General features: G+C 60.8%; 15 protein-coding genes. 5 read left to right on the forward strand and 10 right to left on the reverse strand.

Annotation, left to right across the window (positions count from 1 at the left end; translation table 11 throughout):
* Positions 1–19: 19 nt before the first annotated feature.
* The 6 genes from CAQUA_RS02630 to CAQUA_RS02655 all read right to left on the reverse strand — a co-directional run bounded on the left by CAQUA_RS02630 (position 20) and on the right by CAQUA_RS02655 (position 6,381).
* Positions 20–265: a hypothetical protein gene (locus CAQUA_RS02630; protein ID WP_231375436.1), complete on the reverse strand. Its 246-nt coding sequence runs from the start codon at positions 263–265 to the stop codon at positions 20–22.
* A 189-nt stretch (positions 266–454) separates the two neighbouring features.
* Positions 455–1,204: an ATP-binding protein gene (locus CAQUA_RS02635; protein WP_196823926.1), complete on the reverse strand. Its 750-nt coding sequence runs from the start codon at positions 1,202–1,204 to the stop codon at positions 455–457.
* 6 nt (positions 1,205–1,210) lie between these two features.
* Positions 1,211–2,806 carry an IS21 family transposase gene (gene istA, locus CAQUA_RS02640; RefSeq protein ID WP_196823927.1) on the reverse strand — a complete coding sequence of 532 codons (1,596 nt, stop codon included), beginning with the start codon at positions 2,804–2,806 and terminating at the stop codon, positions 1,211–1,213.
* Positions 2,807–3,301: 495 nt separating this feature from the next.
* On the reverse strand, positions 3,302–4,636 hold the full coding sequence (locus CAQUA_RS02645; RefSeq protein ID WP_231375435.1) for a D-arabinono-1,4-lactone oxidase: 1,335 nt from the start codon (positions 4,634–4,636) through the stop codon (positions 3,302–3,304).
* Positions 4,633–5,880, reverse strand: a complete 1,248-nt coding sequence (locus CAQUA_RS02650; protein ID WP_196824640.1) for an alanine racemase — start codon at positions 5,878–5,880, stop codon at positions 4,633–4,635. The genes CAQUA_RS02645 and CAQUA_RS02650 overlap by 4 nt, the downstream gene beginning before the upstream one ends.
* A gap of 60 nt (positions 5,881–5,940) precedes the next feature.
* The gene (locus CAQUA_RS02655; protein WP_196824639.1) at positions 5,941–6,381 is read right to left on the reverse strand and encodes a globin; all 441 of its coding nucleotides are present in this window, start codon (positions 6,379–6,381) and stop codon (positions 5,941–5,943) included.
* A gap of 129 nt (positions 6,382–6,510) precedes the next feature.
* Between CAQUA_RS02655 and CAQUA_RS02660 the strand changes: the two genes are divergently transcribed.
* Together CAQUA_RS02660 and CAQUA_RS02665 are read left to right on the forward strand one after the other, a co-directional pair.
* A complete protein-coding gene (locus CAQUA_RS02660) occupies positions 6,511–7,728 on the forward strand; it encodes a cystathionine gamma-synthase (RefSeq protein ID WP_196824638.1) in 1,218 nt (405 codons plus the stop codon).
* Positions 7,729–7,820: 92 nt separating this feature from the next.
* Positions 7,821–8,564: a GntR family transcriptional regulator gene (locus CAQUA_RS02665; protein ID WP_290178631.1), complete on the forward strand. Its 744-nt coding sequence runs from the start codon at positions 7,821–7,823 to the stop codon at positions 8,562–8,564.
* 32 nt (positions 8,565–8,596) lie between these two features.
* Here CAQUA_RS02665 and pepN read toward each other — a convergent pair whose 3' ends face one another.
* Positions 8,597–11,032 carry an aminopeptidase N gene (pepN, locus tag CAQUA_RS02670; protein ID WP_196824637.1) on the reverse strand — a complete coding sequence of 812 codons (2,436 nt, stop codon included), beginning with the start codon at positions 11,030–11,032 and terminating at the stop codon, positions 8,597–8,599.
* 65 nt (positions 11,033–11,097) lie between these two features.
* On the opposite strand from pepN, the gene CAQUA_RS02675 reads away from it, so the two are divergent.
* From CAQUA_RS02675 to CAQUA_RS02685, 3 genes are all read left to right on the forward strand, one after another.
* A complete protein-coding gene (locus tag CAQUA_RS02675; RefSeq protein WP_196824636.1) occupies positions 11,098–11,712 on the forward strand; it encodes a mycothiol-dependent nitroreductase Rv2466c family protein in 615 nt (204 codons plus the stop codon).
* 58 nt (positions 11,713–11,770) lie between these two features.
* Complete coding sequence (locus tag CAQUA_RS02680; RefSeq protein ID WP_196824635.1) at positions 11,771–12,247, forward strand: ribose-5-phosphate isomerase; 477 nt, start codon at positions 11,771–11,773, stop codon at positions 12,245–12,247.
* A 303-nt stretch (positions 12,248–12,550) separates the two neighbouring features.
* Complete coding sequence (locus tag CAQUA_RS02685; protein ID WP_290178633.1) at positions 12,551–13,345, forward strand: putative endonuclease domain-containing protein; 795 nt, start codon at positions 12,551–12,553, stop codon at positions 13,343–13,345.
* A gap of 89 nt (positions 13,346–13,434) precedes the next feature.
* Here CAQUA_RS02685 and CAQUA_RS02690 read toward each other — a convergent pair whose 3' ends face one another.
* Genes CAQUA_RS02690 through CAQUA_RS02700 form a run of 3 tightly spaced genes read right to left on the reverse strand, consistent with a single transcriptional unit; the run spans position 13,435 to position 16,468 of the window.
* On the reverse strand, positions 13,435–14,634 hold the full coding sequence (locus tag CAQUA_RS02690) for a glycosyltransferase family 2 protein (RefSeq protein ID WP_290178635.1): 1,200 nt from the start codon (positions 14,632–14,634) through the stop codon (positions 13,435–13,437).
* Complete coding sequence (locus CAQUA_RS02695) at positions 14,619–15,605, reverse strand: glycosyltransferase family protein (RefSeq protein ID WP_196824632.1); 987 nt, start codon at positions 15,603–15,605, stop codon at positions 14,619–14,621. Before CAQUA_RS02695 ends, CAQUA_RS02690 begins: the two co-directional genes overlap by 16 nt.
* Complete coding sequence (locus CAQUA_RS02700) at positions 15,605–16,468, reverse strand: WcbI family polysaccharide biosynthesis putative acetyltransferase (protein ID WP_196824631.1); 864 nt, start codon at positions 16,466–16,468, stop codon at positions 15,605–15,607. Before CAQUA_RS02700 ends, CAQUA_RS02695 begins: the two co-directional genes overlap by 1 nt.
* Between the last annotated feature and the right edge of the window lie 46 nt (positions 16,469–16,514).

Consider the following 16,514-nt stretch of genomic DNA (forward strand, 5'->3'; position numbering starts at 1 on the left):
CTCGCCCACAGGCTCCGGATCACTGGTTCTTTTCGGGATCCGCGGAACCAGAAGAGCCGTCGGTGTCGTAACTTGCTTTAGGACGAGCCCATTGGTCGCGTTCGAACTCGTTGAACACCTCACGGCGACTTGTGTCCTGGTTGCGAAACGGAGTGGCGGTGTTGATCGCATCGACCAGTGCACGGATTCGAGTGTTGAGCTCATCAATGTCAACGCACTGGTGACCATCGAGTGCGTGAATGACCTTCTGGGTGATGATCTTCACCGCGGCTTCTACATGCGCTTTGTCTTTGGGCCTTTTCGCCCGCGCCGGCAAAGCGGCGGTGTTGTAGTGCTCCAGATGCTGAGCCCGGTTGGTTGGTACCGGTGTTTTGCGTAGGTGGTACTGGTGGCTTCTGTGTTGTTGGTACTGGGGTGGCCGGCGCTGGTTGAGCGCCGGCTTGTGGGGGGTGGGTTAGTTGGTGGGGCGGCTGAGAGCTTTTCTCATGTCGTAGTCGCCGATGTCGATTCGTAGGCCTGTGTTGAGTCTGCTGACGAGGGATTCGGCCGCGATTCTGTTCGGCATGGTTTGCACCCAGTAGGCGGCGGTGGATTGTGAGGCGATGATGGTCGGCAGGCGCCCGTCTCGCTCGATTACGATTTTGGTGAGGTCCTCTTGTCCACGCAGGTCGATGCTCATGGTCAGAAAGTCGTCGATGATGAGGACATCGACGTTAATGAGCTTTCTCATCAAGGCGGTGTAGTCGGGGTGTGTGGTCGGGAGGACTGCGAGCTTCGCGGTGAGTTGGTCGAGCCGGAAGTAGGCGACGCTGTGCCCGGTGTGGCAGGCTTCGACGCCGAGTGCGCAGGCGATGTAGGTTTTTCCTGCACCAGTGGGTGCGAGGATGTGTATGTTGGTGGGCTCTTCGCGCCATTTGGTGGCCGCGAGGCGTTTGAGTTGCCGCTCGTTGATACCGCGTTCGCTCGGGCGGGAGATGTCTGCGATGGTGGCGTGCGGGTAGAACAGGTGGGCTTGAGCGATTGCTTTAGCCACGTTACGTTGCCGGCGTTGTTCGAGTGCCTCATCGACGGCGGCGAGGAAGATGTTTTCCGGAAGCTCATCTGCGTTGGCGTCGTCGTTGAGGAGGGCGAAGTAGATGTCGGCGAAGGTTGACAGCCGCAGGGCGCGTAGTTTCACGCGTGTGGTCTCGTCGATGTCGATCATGGTTTACTAGCCCTCCTTTGTGGTGTCGTAGTAGTCGGCTGGGCGGATGAACACCGAGTCGGCGACCGCGGTGATGTCGACGATTGCTGCTGCGGGTGCCGTGTGTGATGCAGTGGGCTCTGGCCGGTTGTGCGCAACGTCGGATTGGATGCGCTTGAGCACACTGATTGTTGGGGCGAGCTGTTTATCCAGCAGTAATTGGCAGGCTGGTTCCAACGTGGTCTTGTCGTGTTTCTTGCCGAGGTTGGCCAGGATGTTGCGCGCTTGGTGTAGTCCCCGGGCTGGTGCTGCCGAGTGCACATTCAAGACCTTGGTGATCACCGCCGCCGTCGCCGGCCCGTACGAGGACGCCCATGCGAGTAATTCATCATTGCTCAGCACAGCTGGGGCGTGCTGGCCCTGGGCAGGCCCGTGTGTGGGGTCGGTGGAATAGCGGTAGCGGTAGCCGGTTAAGCGGGCGTGCTCGGCAACGAGGGTGTCGCCGTCGTACAAGCTGACGAGTGTGCTGGTCAACCGCGCACGAAGGGTCTTGCCTACGAGCTGGAAGGGCACCGAGTAGTACTGGTAGTCGCAGCAGACATGCCAGTTGCGATCCACCTTCGGGCTTTTCCATTCCACGCTGGTGAACGCGTCTTTGGGCAACGGTCGCATCATCGGCAGCTCGTCGGTTTCGTACCGGGTTCTGCGCGTCGTGCCGTCAGGGTAGGACAACGCGGTGTTGATTTCCTCGACCCGCTCGGCGATTGCCTCGTTGAGCTCGTCGAGTGTGAAAAACGCCTCGTTGTCGAAATAGCCCAGGATCCGGGAATACACAATCTGCACCGCACGCTCCACTGAGGCTTTATCGCGCGGTTTGCCCGGCCGGGCCGGTACGATCGTGACCCCGTAGTACTCGGCGAACTCGGCGTACTTCGCTGTCACCGCCCGGTAAGCACGATTCTTCACCGGCCGGTACGTCGCTGTGGATGCGTTGTCGGCCACGATGACCCGGGGGCAGGCCCCGAGATACTCCAGGGCTTTGACGTGGCAATCAATCCACGAGCCCATCTTCTCGTCCGCGGCGGCGGTGACAAACAGCAACCCCGAATACGGGCACACCGCAACAAACAGCGAGGCTTTCAACCCGACTTCGCCGCTTGCCCGGTCAATGATGCCGACTTTGTCACCGGCCCAGTCCACGTACAGCTCTTCGCCTGGGACATGCTCAATGACCTCGCGTAGATCACTCGCGTCCACGTACGCTGCTAAGCCGTCGCAGAACTGGGAGTATTTGTATTTCTCCAACCCGGAAGCTGGCTCTTCGTCGAGGTACTCCAGCCACAATCTGTGGCGGGTCAGGTGCTTGTTGTGCTTCAACCGTTGTGCCAGCGCACGGTAGTCCGGCTGATCGAACTGCTTCGAGCGATCGCTGCGCCCATCGGGAAACATCTCATCGAACCATCCCGGCGACAACAACGCTAACGACTCACTCGTCAGCGAATGCTCCTTCACAACACGCTGCACACGCGAGACATCCCGACGCGAACACCCCACCACTTCGGTGATGTAGGAATAGCTGCGGCCTTCGCAAATCAACACCGCAATATCTTTGAAGTTGGCCATCTAGCCGTCCTCCTTCAAAACAGGTAAGACACGGCACCACCGAATTGCGATGCCGCCGAAATCCAACCTGCCCCAAAGCAGTACCAACTACACGGAAAACCAGTACCAACTACGCAGACACCCCGTACCAACTACACCAAATCGGCACCAGAAACTCCTCATAGGTGGAATTGACCCGCCGGTTGCGATCAGCAGCGCTGATCGCATACAACCAGCAGGCCCCTGCAGGACCCAGCTGGCCAGAGGTCTTAACCGAAGATCTGGTTCAGGTGCGGCGAACCGAAGCGACGGTCCGGATCCATTTGTTCGTGTAGCGCTCAGTGAAAACGTTTGCCTGCCAGCCCTCCCGCGGAAGTGTTTTCCCAGGTCAGATTCCGGGAGACGGGCATAATCCGCAAACGTTTTCACGCAGGCCCCTGCGAGCAGGCCCCGGCTGGGCAAGCAGGCCCCGGTTGGCACTGCAGGCCCCAGCAGGCCCCGGTTGGGCCAGAGGGCTTAACCGAAGATCTGGTTCAGGTGCGGCGAACCGAAGCGACGGTCCGGATCCATTTGTTCACGTAGTGTGCAGAACTCGTCGAAACGCGGGTAGAGCTTAGAAAAGTCCGCGTGGGTGAGTGTGTGCATCTTGCCCCAGTGCGGGCGTCCGTCGTGGGCAAGCAGGATGTCCTGGAAGGTGGGGAAGAACGTAGATGGGTCCATGTACTTCGGCACGTGGATCGCGATGTAGGTGGATTCGCGGCCGGTGGACGTGGACAGAGCCACATCGTCGGTGGCGGTGCAGCGCAGCTCAACCGGGAAGGGGATCATCCAGTTGTTGTCGTTGATCGCCTTGCGGATTTCGCGTACGGCATCGGGGCCGGCGGCGAGAGGTACGGCGAATTCCATCTCGTGGAATTTCACGCGGCGTGGGGAGATGAAGATCTCGTGTGCGCGGCCGCGGTAGCTGTTATTCGCGATCAAGGAGGTCGACAGTGCATTCAGTTTCGGCACCATCGATGGCACGCGGCGGGTGAACGCCAAAGAGGCGGCGAAGGCGCCGTTGCCCACGACTTCATCTTCAACAAACTGGGTGAACTTGGTGCGCGGCTTCGGGTCGCCGCCTTCGGCAGCTTCACCGGGGGCGTAGCGGGTGTTGTTTTTCACCATTGCGTCGTCGGTGTGTGGGAACCAGAAGCATTCAAAGTGGTCCACGGCGCGGCAGCGCTCTTCCCAGGTGTCCAAGATGTCGTCGAAGTTGTCGGAAGACTCCACCGCGAGCAGGTCAAAAGCGTCGACGCACTGCATTTCCACCTCAACGATGACTCCGAGGGCACCGCACGTCACGGTCACCAGGCGAAGTTCCTCGGGGTTTGTATCGATGGAGTACTCGCGGACCTGCCCGGATGCGTCGACCAGCTTGAGGCCGGTCACGGTTCCGGCGAAGCCTGTCCAGTTAATGCCCGTGCCGTGCGTGGAGGTTGACACGGCGCCCGCGACGGATTGGCGGTCCACATCGCCCTGGTTCGCCAGTGCAAGGCCGAACGGTTTGAGCAGCTCAGGGATCTTGTACAGACGCGTTCCGGCGAAGAAGCGGACGCGCTTGCGCTCGGTGTCTACGGAGATAATCCCGGTGAGTTCATCCAAGCTCATCATGTTGTCGCCGCCCGCGGCAACGGGGGTGAATGAGTGGCCGCCACCAACCGTGCGCAAGGTTTCACCGGTAGGGATGTGCGCAATGGTGTCGGCGACCTCCGAGATGGTTGACGGGTAGTACACCGCGTGCGGGTTGCTGGTCACCGACCCCGACCAGTTGCTGAAGCGGTTCGGTTGCTTGCGTAGCGGAGTGCTCATCGGCACGTCCATCCTTTCCCTCGGTATGTGTCCCAGATTTCGTAGGTGCCGTCCGGGTTGACGGCCACGATGGAATCAACGTTTTCGGTCATTTCGCCGGCTTTGGCGTGGCGGAACCACACGGCATCACCCACGGTGAGGCTCTTTGTGGCGTGTCCGTGAAGTGGTGTTTGTACCTCGCCGGGGCCTTCGGTGGTGGAGTAGCCAAGCCCCGCGGGGTACACGGGTACCGGTAGTCGGTCCTGGCCAGCGGGGCCAGATGCGATCCATCCGCCGGAGTTGACGGTTGCCCACCCCTCGGCGGGCAAGCGCGAGACTTGGCAGACGAAGTACGCGGACGGTTTGTGGTTGATGTCGGCGAAGTTGTCAAAGATCACTGGCGTGTAGAAGCCGGAGCCCGCGGCGAGCTCGGTCAGGGTTCCCTCCGCCGCGGAGACGTCCAGGGAGCCGGTTCCACCCCCGTTTACAAACTCCAGGTCCGCGAATTCGCGTGCGGCCTCAATGCATGCTTTACGACGAGGCCCCAGCTGCTCCATCGATGTTGAGCGCAGCCAGCGTTTCACTGAACCGACGATGCCTGATTCTCCGTCCGGCACCGATGCGACTTGCCCTTCGTAGGCCATCAGCCCCACCAATTTCAGCTCCGGACGCGACGTGATCTCTTGGGCGAGGGCCCGAGTTTGCTCAGGGGTGCGGATAGGGGAGCGCCGCGGGCCGATCACAGCGCCGGGTAGGTGCAGGGTGCAGTCTAGATCGATTGCGACGCGGAGGGCCTGGTCCTCGGGTGCGCCGGGTTGCGTGAAGTTGCTGGTATCAGCGGAGTCCCGGATCGCGGACCGGATCAGATCGAGCAGCTCTACGGAATCGACCATCAACGTGATGTTGCGGCGCAGATCGTCGTCGTGAGCAATTTCGCGGATCGCCGGAACGTTTACCGAAGGATAAGCGCAGACGATGTCTGTAAAGCCCTCGCGGACAAGGTTGATTGATTCCGGCAGCGTGAAGGACAAGATACCTTGATAGCCGGGGTGTGAGAGAGCTCGTCGTAAAGCATGCGTGCTGCGCAACGACTTCGATGCGACGCGAATGGGAAGGCCTTGCGTGCGTGCGGTCATTTTTTGAGCGTTGGAATCAAACGCCGCAACGTCCACGACCGCGCATGGAGCAGTGATCTCCCCCGTTTTCAGTAGGTGGTTGACAACCGTGATCAACGTATGCGCGGGAGCGGGCAAGGCGGAAGGCATGGATCAATCGTAACGGGGTTGGGCCCTCCTATTGGCCGGTTTTGGGAAATGATTTTGGTATCAAAGCCAGGCTGGGTTGGTGGGGGCCTTATTGATCATCATGTAGGCGAGGCGCTCAACGTGATTCCAGATCGCGTCTCTAAACGGGGGCGCCAGCTCAGTGTCGTCGAACTGATCAAGCGAGTTCTTCATCAGCGTGAGCCAGCGTTCGGCCTCAGGTGTCCCGATGGGGAACGGGAAGTGGCGTCGACGCAGCATGGGCGCACCGCGCTGCTCTGTGTAGGTGCGGGGCCCGCCCCAGTACTGCATAAGGAACCAACGCAGACGATCTTCCGCACCGTCCCAGTCGTCTTCTGGGTACATCGGGCCGATCAGATCATCGTCCTTGACTTGGTCATAAAAGCCTTTCACCAGCGTTCGGAAGAAAGGCTCGCCGCCAACTGCCTCAAAGAGCGTGACGTCGTCGGGGAGCGGGGCGGAAGGTGATGGGGGAGTAGACATAACGCTGCCCATGGTACGTGGGCTCGCTGAAATTTAATAGACTGGCAACGCTGGATTATGTACCGCTTGGTCTATACTCGCGGGAGTTTAAGTTTCGGTGATTTCAGACTGACACGGAAAGGGACGTTCATGAGCGAGCCTCAGGCGCACTCTCACAGCCAGACGCACCAGTGGGGGCCCAGTACCAATGCGATCCACGCTGGGTATGAGCCGGATTCCCTCTATGGGTCAATCAACATCCCGATTTACGCATCTACGACGTTCGCGCAAGATGACCTCGCGGTGACCCGCAACGGGTACGAGTACACGCGCGTGGGAAACCCCACGATCACCTCGTTGGAAAAGGCTGTTGCAGCGATGGAAGGCGCGACCTATGGCGTGGCGTTCTCTTCCGGCATGGCCGCGGTGGACACCGTGCTGCGCGTGTTGCTGCGCCCGGGCGACCACGTCGTGATTGGCAATGACGCCTACGGTGGCACCTACCGCTTGCTCGTGGAGATTTTCCACCAGTGGGATATCACGTCCACCGTTGTTGACCTCGCGGATCTGGCTGCCGTGGAAGCGGCAATTTTGCCCAACACCCGCGTGATCTGGGCGGAGACCCCAACTAACCCGCTGCTGAGTATCTGCGACATCGCTGGTCTGGCTGAGGCACGCGACAGGGCAGCCGCCGCGTTGAACCACGCCGAAGGCTCGCGCGAACGTCCGCGCCTGGTGGTGGACAACACCTTTGCGTCGCCCTACTTGCAGCAGCCGCTGTCGCTCGGCGCGGATATTGTGCTGCATTCGACGACGAAGTACATCGGCGGACACTCCGACGTGGTGGGCGGGTTAGTCTGCTCCAACGAGGTAGCGCTGGAAGAGGAATTCCGTTTCTTCTTTGGTTGGGTGGGCGCGATCCCGTCGCCGTTTGATACTTACCTGTCCGGGCGCGGTCTAAAGACGCTGAGCGTGCGCATGGAGCGCCACTGCGACAACGCGGAGGCTGTAGCCGAGTTTCTGCAGGGCCACCCTGCCGTAGCGCGGGTGCGCTACCCCGGTCTGCCGGACCACCCGGGGCATGAGATCGCGGTGAAGCAGATGAAGCGCTTCGGAGCGATGGTGTCGGTGGAAATGCAGACGGAAGAGCAGGCGAAAGCACTGTGCCGCAATACGGAGTTGTTCTGTCTGGCCGAGTCCTTGGGTGGGGTGGAGAGCCTCATCGAGCACCCTTCGACCATGACGCACCTGTCCGTGGTTGGCTCGGCGTTGGCTGTGAAGCCTGAGCTTGTCAGGCTTTCCGTCGGCATCGAAGACAAGGAAGATTTGCTGGCCGATTTGGGCCAAGCGTTAGGTAAACTCGGCTAACCTTAAATTTTCCTAGAAAATATTAGCTGTTCCTGAGAATTTTCGGCTACACTCGGTAGTGACCAGCCCCCTACCACTTGTTGGGAGTAGCCGTGCCGCACAAGCCTGCGTACGTCGCAATCGCGGAAATCTTCCGCGATAAAGTTGCCCGCCGGGAACTCACGTCAGGCGACAAGCTGCCTTCTGAACGTGAGCTCGTGGTGGAGTTCGGCGTTGCGCGCATGACGGTGCGCCATGCCCTGGATATTCTTCAATCCGAAGGCATCATTGAACGCCGCCGCGGGCGTAGCGGCGGCACGTTCGTGAAAACGCAACCTCAACTGGTCAACGCCGCGGAGATCGGCGGCATTTATGATGAGGCGTGTACGGACCGGGTCGGTTCGCACACGCACCGCATTCTGGCCAACACCGTAATTGATGCCCCAGAGCGCGTGTGCGGCATTTTCAACTTGGAAGCCGTGAGGCACGTCCGCCACGTGGAGGTCGTGCATTTGTTGGAGGGGCGCCCGGCGTTGCACGAGATGATTTTTCTAAGCCCCACAGCAAAGACACCCGTGTGGATGGGCGGCGGCGCAACAGAGGACGGGTTGGAGGCCACGCATCGCGAAGACGTGATCATTCCCTCCTTGTCTATCGCAACGGAATCCGCGGTGCTGGGAATCCCCGAACACACCGCTGTGGTGCGGATCAACCGCAAGCTGTTCTCCGGGGAGACCTGCATTGCCTATTCCACGATCACCGTGAATCGGGACGTGGTACAGCTGGTTGTCCACGGCGAAGCGGAGGAAGCCACCGCTTCCCGCGGGCGAAACCAGGACATTATCCAGGCGTCCTAGTGCTGGCGTCCGTTCTGGCGTCCTAGTGCAAACTAGGACGCCTCGTCCACTGCGCGGTTGCGCACCGCGCGTGCGGCACGGTCTTGGCCTTCAGAGATCACTCGCTTCAGGCCAGCAGGAACATCGGCGTTGAGGAGATCATGTGCCTTATCGACGGCCGATTGGCTGATGTCATAGGCGGGGTAGAGGCCCTCTAGGGTGCGCTGCGCCATTTCGTTCGACAGTGTGTCCCAAAGCTGGGGCGCGATGCGGAAGAACTCGTCGGTGAGGCCTTCCAGCCCGCGGTCGTTCCACATGATGCCTTCAATCAGGTGGCGGGATGCCAGGTTGGAGATGTCCGCGGCGCCCACGCCAGTGAGCTCGTCCCATGCCCAGCGCTTGTCCGCGGCGGCACGGATGCGCAGGCGTGAGACTTCGCCTTGGGACGAAGGATCGTCTTCTTCGGCCGCGGCCTTGGCTGCGGCATCCCCATCGAACTCGCCGTTGGCTGTTAACGCGGTGAGTGCTAGCCAACGAAGCTCCTGGTTGTCGGTAGCGCTGTCCCCGTAGAGAAGGTCGCGCAGGTAACTGATCGAGTCCGGGCCCAGCTGGTCGAGCTGGGCGAGTGCACGGTCAAAGATGATGCGGGGCTCTTGGCCGCGGAACGCGTTTTCTAGTAACGCGTAACCTTCGCGCTGCCAGTCGGGGGACACGTAGTACTTCACGGCTGAGGTGGCCTGGCCAAGCAGGCGTTCTTGGACGGCCGGCTGGTCTTCAGCACCAGCGAATCTGGCCACCAACTCCACGAATTTGCGTGCGGGAAGGCGGCCGCCACGCACTGCCTCCCAGATCGCGGACCAGCACAAAGTGCGGGCCATCGGGTCGACGATGTCACCCAAGTAATCGAGCACAAACTGCGTGTGCTCATCCGTCAGTCCCATGAGGCAGTACGTGAGGTCCTCATCGTTGACCAGTGCGAGGTCGTGCGGGACCCCATCGAGTTCCGGCACTGCCGTTTCAGCGCCGGTGATGTCCACCTCCACGTAGTGGGTCCTCGTTACCTTCCCACTTGCCTCATCACGGGAGTACAGGCCCACGCCCACGCGGTGCGTGCGCTGAACCGGTGATTCCTGGATGACGGTGAACGCTCCACCGGAGGTGTCGGGGCGAAGGATGGACACGCCAGTGGTGCGCAGCCACTGGTCGGCCCAGTCGCTCAAGTCCCTGCCGGATGCCTTTTCCAGCGCGCCCAGCAAATCAGCGAACGTCGCGTTTGCAAAGGCGTGGTTGGCAAAGTGATCGCGCACGCCCGCGAAGAATTGCTCCACCCCGACGTAGGCCGCGAGCTGCTTGAGCACGCTTGCGCCCTTGGCGTAGGTAATGCCGTCAAAGTTCTGCTCCGCTGTTTCAATGTCCGGCGCATCCGCCGCAATCGGGTGGGTGGAGGGTAATTGATCAGCCGCATATGCCCACGCCTTTTCGATGGACGCGAAGGTCACCCAAGCGTTTTCAAATTCCGTGGCTTCCGCCTGCGCGATCGCTGCGGACCAGGTGGCGAAGGACTCGTTAAGCCACAGGTCATCCCACCACTTCATGGTCACGAGGTCGCCGAACCACATGTGGGCCATTTCGTGCAAGATGGTGTCATTGCGGCGCTCGTAGCGGAACGGCGTCGGCGGGGACGTGAACACGTACTCGTCGCGAAGCGTGACTGCCCCAACGTTTTCCATCGCGCCCATGTTGTACTCCGGGCAGAAAATCTGGTCGTACTTCCCAAAGGGGTACGCGCGGCCGAATTTCTTGTGGAAGTAGCCAAACCCCTCCTTTGTTTCGCGGAACAGGCGCTCGGAATCCATGTGCTTGATGATGCTGGCGCGGGCGTAGAGCCCCAGCGGAATCTCACCGTGGCTGTCGGTGTATTCATCGTGCACGGACTCGTATTCGCCCGCAATGACCGCGATCAGGTATGTCGACAGGGGGTAGTCGATTTTTGTGGACGTCACGGCCGTGCCGTCGCCGCGGTTGTCAACGTCGACCGATTCATTGAGCACCACCACGTACCGCTCCGGGGCGGTCACGGCGATGTCGTAGGTTGCCTTCAGATCCGGTTGATCAAAACATGCGAACACCAGCTGGGCGTACGCCGGCTCGAACTGGGTGTACAGGTACTCTTTTCCGTCAGCCGGGTCTACGAATTTGTGCAATCCCTCGCCCGTGTGGGAATACGTCTGGGTCGCGTCCACCACCAGTTCATGGGTGCCCTGAGTCAGCGTCAGCGAGCGGTCGTCGATACGCGTGCCGTCAAGCGTTGCCTCAAAGCGATCCGCGATGAGGTCAAAAAACGCCTCCCCTTCACCTGAGGTGAACGCCACCGTTGTGCGTGACGTGAACGTCTCAGCCCCGGTGATGTCCAGTGCGACGTCATAGTGAACATCGCTGATCAGCTCGGCGCGGGCTTCGGCGTCAATTCTGCGCAAGTTAGTCTTCATGCCCATTAACCGTACTCGTGGCCACCCGCGCCCCTTTTTAGGCGTTCATAGCTACCCTGGGGCGCATGACTCAACACATTACATTTTGGTTCGACGCTTCCTGCCCGTTCTGCTGGCAGACCTCCCGCTGGATCAAGGAGGTAGAGGCCGTCCGCGACATCGCGGTCGACTGGGTCCCCATGTCTCTCGCCGTGCTTAACGACGGTCGGGATTTGGACCCCGGCTACATGCAGATGATGGAGGCCAACTGGGGTCCGGCCCGAGTGTTTGCAAAGGTGAAAGCCGAAGCACCGGAGAAGGTCGACGAACTCTACACCGCAATGGGCACCATCATCCACCCGGGCGGCGAGCGCGGCAAGAAGGGCTTTGGCGCCTACGACGCGGTCATTGCCCAGGCCTTGGAGCAGGTCGGCCTGGATGAGTCCTTCGCTGCCGTCGCCAACACCGAGGAGTACGACGAGAAGCTGCGCGAATACCACCAGGGCGCGATGGACGCTGTCGGCGACGACGTGGGCACGCCGGTGATCAAACTTGGCGACTCCGCGTTCTTCGGACCCGTCATCACCCGCGTTCCCGAAGGCGAGGAAGCCGGCAAACTCTTCGACTCCGCCGTTGGCCTAGCCAGCTACCCCTACTTCTTCGAACTCAAGCGCTCCCGCACCGAAGGCCCGCAGGTGTAGCGCTTTGGCGCACCACCTGCAGCATCCGCCGCCCACCACAGAATTGAAAGAGGACACCATGCGTATTTACCTTGGAGCAGACCACGCCGGATTCGAGCGCAAAGAAGAGATCAAGGAGCACCTTGAAAGCAAGGGCTTCGAGGTCGTCGACTGTGGCGCAAACGAGTACGACGCTGCTGATGACTACCCGCCGTTTTGCATTGACGCTGCAGAGAAGGTTGTTGCCAACCCGGGATCGCTCGGCATCGTGCTCGGCGGCTCCGGAAACGGTGAGCAGATCGCGGCGAATAAAGTCAAGGGCGCACGCTGCGCTTTGGCATGGTCCGTTGAGACTGCGCAGCTGGCGCGCGAGCACAACGACGCACAGCTGATCGGCCTCGGCGGTCGTATGCACTCGAAGGAAGAGGCGTTGGCAATCGTTGACGCCTTCGTCGGCATCGACACCAGCCACGCAGTAGAAGAACGCCACCAGCGTCGCATCGACATGCTGGCTGAGTACGAAGCAACCGGCGAGAACAAGGGCCTGCCGGCATAGCCAAGCCGGTGCCCGCGCCAATCCAAGGCCGGCTGGCGTAACCAACTCGGTGCCCACGCCAAAAACCGGCAGCGGTTCCGGATTCAGGGGCCCTGTAGATCCGTTTGAAATGGGACCTGCAAAACCGCAGGTCAGTTTCGGCAAAATCCCACCAAATGTGGAACGGATCTACAGCCACCCGTCGCAGCCCAAGGGGCGTGGCCGCTTCTAGCACAAATCCCCCAGTACCGCATTCAGAAAATGCACACTTTGGTGTGCATTTTTTCGTCGTTAAGCGTGGTGCGTCGGGGCATCATGGAATGCATGGGGAATAGAGGGGACATTGATTTTGTAAAGGCTGTCATTCAGCACCATCCACGGGCGGTGGTCACTGGCCCGGCCGCGGCGGTTCTTATGGGACTTCCAATCTTGGGGAAGCTGGACGTCGTGGACTTGCGTTACCTTTCGTGCTCAAACGTTGGCCGGGCATCACAGGACGTCAGGGTCCAGTACCACAGCGGAAAGTTTGATGAGTCCGATATCCGCGTTCACAACGGTGTTCTGTGTCTGAACGTGATTCGAGTTCTCTACGACATTTTTCGCTTCCACGGTCGGCTCGAGGCGCTTGTCCCGTTGGAATGGATGCGCTTTCACCAAGGCCTATCGGAGGAACAACTCCTTAGCTGGGCGAAGCAACTACCCAGGTCGAATGGTATTTGCGGGTTTCGGGATCTGATTAGCTACAGCGTGGCGACGTCGCAAAGCCCGCTCGAAACCGTCGGACGTGATGCCCTGGTACAGGCGGATCTTCCAGAGCTGAGGACCATGGTTGGTCAGTTCCAAATCGATTGGTACGACCGCTTCCACGAGCACCAGTGGGTGAAAGTGGACCTGCTGATTAACGGGTGGCTCGTCGCAGAGTTTGACGGTGGGATCAAATATAGCGGCGCCTATGGCGCGATGGAGCACATCATCCGCTTAGAGCGTGAACGCGAAAAGGTCATTCAGAACATGGGGTACATGGTCGTGCGCGCGACATGGGCGCAAGTCATGTCTGGTGAATTCGTTCGGGACGTCGCATCCTACCTCCGTCGCTTCCCCGATCTATCAGGCGTGTAGATCCGTACGGAGTTCGAAGCAAAATCTCCGCTCGCGACCTGGGGTTTTGCAGGGCTGATTTCAAACGGATCTACACGGCGGTGTTGAGATCACCAGCCGGCGAAGGTCCGCTCGAGTCGGACGGGGCCGTTGATCCATCGCACCCCGGCGTCGTCGTGGTAGACGTCTCTTGGAGGGAGTCCTAAAGCAATACCGCGGGCGGTCTGGGCTCGGACCAGGGACATTCCGGACGTTTCGCACACCCAACCGCCCGTGTGGGGGGTGTCGCGGCTGTGGCGAAAGAAATCTTCAATGTTGTCCAACGCCCACGGGCCTAAGAGATCTACGTTGATGCGGTGCAACGGCATCATAAATTTCCAATCTGATCGCTCGCTGCGTACTCGCGGGTCGGAAGCAAAGAGCTCTGGGATCTGTAGGTCGCGGTCGATGTACACGGTGGAATCGATGGCCAGCCACGAGTCAATCATGTGTTCCAGCACACCGGGAAAATCAGCTGGTACGTGACGAATAATGTGGACGCCGATATCGGTGGTGTCAAAGCGGGCGTGAGCAGGGCGTGCGATCGGGTGCGTGATGCGCTGGGCAAGCGCTATGGACTCCACGTTTTTGACCCGTGCTTCTTCGACGGGGTTGTCGTGGCGGCTGCCAAAGTCTTCGTCCGGGTGGGTGGCGGTAGCGGTGGGCTCGTGGACAAAGGTGGCGCCGGCATTCCACGCGCGGAAACCGAATTCCCAGTCCTCCCCGCCGTAGCCAATGAACGTGGCGTCGAAGCCGCCGACCTGCCAGAAGAACGGGCGCGAGCACGTTAAGACGGAAGAGATGATGTAGCGCCACGACGTGTCGTCTCCACGGCGCAGGTTATTGGTTTGGCGCCAGGCATCGCGCAGCCACTCCGGCTCGGTGCGCTCTGGTCCCGTACGTCGTGCGCCCACCACCACGGCGCGAGAATCCGACGTGACGTGGGGCACGACGGCCGAAAGGTAGCCGGGATCGGGGATCGTGTCCCCGTCAAGAAACGCGAGGACCTCACCTGTAGCGTGTGATGCACCCAGGTTGCGGGCCGCGGCCGCGCGGAAACCCAGGTTCTCCTGCCCGACGACGGTGACGGGGACGCGTTCATCCTCAATCGGAGTGGGCAGGGTGTCAGAACCATCGTCGGCGACGATGATCTCTATCGGGCCGCCGTAGTCTTGGGCCCTCACACCGGCGATGACGTGCTCCAGCATGGAGGGGTTGTTGTAGTGCGGGATAATAACGCTCACCGCCGGGGTCTTTAGCTGATTCCGCACCGCATCCACTCTTTCTTCCATAGCTCGGCGACTTCGGCCCAACCGTAGCGCGGGGGCTCACACGGCCCGCCCGTTTCGCTGCGTGCCAGCTGGCGTTCCGTGCGCGCGAACTCTTCCACGGCGTCCCGCCAGGTGCCATCGGTTGGGTGCGAGGGGAGGAGGGTCAACCGGCCGGGTAGCCACTCATCAATTTCGCGGGCGTACTCCGAATCGCGCACGAGGACGCGGCGACCCGCGCCCAGCCACGTCATCAACGAGCCAGAAGCGGAGAAGTGCCGGTGCGGGCAGATCGGCACGGCAATGCGACCCATTTCCGCGGCCAGCTCAGCGTCGCTCAACCAGCCGGTGACGGTTGTGGCAGGGCCATTTTCTTTCGTCGACTCGATGAGCTCGTCTGCCCAGTTTTCATGGCCAGCGGACACTTGGCCGAGAAACCGCACCGTGAAATCACTACCACGCAGAGCATCGAGGATGTCCTCGTGCCCTTTGCCGGGGTAGAGGAACCCCACGACGCCAACTGTGCCCGGTTCCGGCTGGTAGGGCGAGTTGATGCGCGGGATCGGCAACCGAATCACCTTCGCGCCTGGCAAAGCCGATGCTTCATGGTCGGAATTGACTACGGCCAGGGTTGCGGCATCCACCAGTCGTCGATAAGCGGGCATGCGACGCGCGTAACGTGACGCCCCTTCCTCGCGCTGGGGGATGTCGTGGAGGCTGACGCTGAGCGGGCGATCCCCCACGAGATCAAGAACATTATCGACGGCCTGAAGCGGGGTGTCCTCGGCCGACGCTGTGAACAGGTGGTCCGTGAACGTGATGTGAATCGGCGCATCCGGGAGGAGGACCTGACGGAAAGATTCGATCCGGGTGATCTCATACGGTGGCGCCAGCGTTGCAGCGGCCAAGCTCAATGCGTGGCGGGTGACCCCGTGGTTGTCCGGGCCGACGATGAAATGGTGAACCGAACGCATTAATCAATCAGCCCAAACTGGCGCATGCGCTCGCCGTAGCGAGCCAGTCCGGCTTGAACTACGCCGGGGCGCTCGCGGTAAAACTCAAGCTGGGCTGCGGTGATGTCTGAAAACGGGATCTCCCCTTCGCGTCGGCGTGACCACACGCCGCGGTGGGCTGGGACCCGATCCGATGCGCCGAGCGCGGCTGCGGCGGAGGCGTCAATGGGCGAATCGAGCTCACCCAGCATTTCGTAGTCGGGCAAGACGACCTCACCTTCAGCACCGAGTCTGGTGGCAACGCGCCGGGCTAACTCGCCCATGGTGGCATTATCCGGGTGGTTGATGGTGTGCCAGACGGGGACGGTTTCCAGAAAGTCTGACATTCCCACCATCGCGTCACCCGCGGCCTCTTCGCGGCGGCGCATCTGTTCAACGGTTTCCGCAAGCTTTGCCCGGTAGGCGTCGTCGGCTGGAGTAGGTGCAATCGCCTCCTGCCTGCCTTTCAGGTGGGCCGCGAGAATACGCAGGTCGTGATAGGGGACCACCGGCGGATCAAGTGACGGTTCCTCGGGGTCGCGGATGATCGCTTGGGTTGGGGTGAGCGCGTCGAACCGCATGACGGGGAAGAGCACCGTGCGTGCACTGCGGGGCAGGCACGCCATCGTTTGCTCGGTTCCCAGGGGCAAGCCGCGGTAGTCATTGCGGATCGGTTGGGTGATCAAAATGTCGGTGCGCGCGAGCATCGCGCAAAACCACTCCATGTCGGAGGCTTCCATCTCATGCACCGGCGGGATACGTTCGGAGTCAGCAATCCCAGTGCTGGTCACAAGGCGGCGCAAGGATTCGGCTTGGCAGTTTCCCACGACGGTTAAAAACGGCATGCGCCCCAACCTAGCGCAGGGAAGAAAAGCGTGACCAAAGCGTTAG

This window comes from Corynebacterium aquatimens (assembly GCF_030408395.1).
In the GTDB taxonomy this organism is placed as follows: Bacteria; Actinomycetota; Actinomycetes; order Mycobacteriales; family Mycobacteriaceae; genus Corynebacterium; species Corynebacterium aquatimens.

Coding starts and splice junctions, on each gene's coding strand:
- CAQUA_RS02635 (WP_196823926.1), bottom strand. CDS start 1,204: ATGATCGACATCGACGAGACCACACGCGTGAAACTACGCGCCCTGCGG.
- istA (WP_196823927.1), bottom strand. CDS start 2,806: ATGGCCAACTTCAAAGATATTGCGGTGTTGATTTGCGAAGGCCGCAGC.
- CAQUA_RS02645 (WP_231375435.1), bottom strand. CDS start 4,636: ATGAGCACTCCGCTACGCAAGCAACCGAACCGCTTCAGCAACTGGTCG.
- CAQUA_RS02650 (WP_196824640.1), bottom strand. CDS start 5,880: ATGCCTTCCGCCTTGCCCGCTCCCGCGCATACGTTGATCACGGTTGTC.
- CAQUA_RS02655 (WP_196824639.1), bottom strand. CDS start 6,381: ATGTCTACTCCCCCATCACCTTCCGCCCCGCTCCCCGACGACGTCACG.
- CAQUA_RS02660 (WP_196824638.1), top strand. CDS start 6,511: ATGAGCGAGCCTCAGGCGCACTCTCACAGCCAGACGCACCAGTGGGGG.
- pepN (WP_196824637.1), bottom strand. CDS start 11,032: ATGAAGACTAACTTGCGCAGAATTGACGCCGAAGCCCGCGCCGAGCTG.
- CAQUA_RS02675 (WP_196824636.1), top strand. CDS start 11,098: ATGACTCAACACATTACATTTTGGTTCGACGCTTCCTGCCCGTTCTGC.
- CAQUA_RS02680 (WP_196824635.1), top strand. CDS start 11,771: ATGCGTATTTACCTTGGAGCAGACCACGCCGGATTCGAGCGCAAAGAA.
- CAQUA_RS02685 (WP_290178633.1), top strand. CDS start 12,551: ATGGGGAATAGAGGGGACATTGATTTTGTAAAGGCTGTCATTCAGCAC.
- CAQUA_RS02695 (WP_196824632.1), bottom strand. CDS start 15,605: ATGCGTTCGGTTCACCATTTCATCGTCGGCCCGGACAACCACGGGGTC.
- CAQUA_RS02700 (WP_196824631.1), bottom strand. CDS start 16,468: ATGCCGTTTTTAACCGTCGTGGGAAACTGCCAAGCCGAATCCTTGCGC.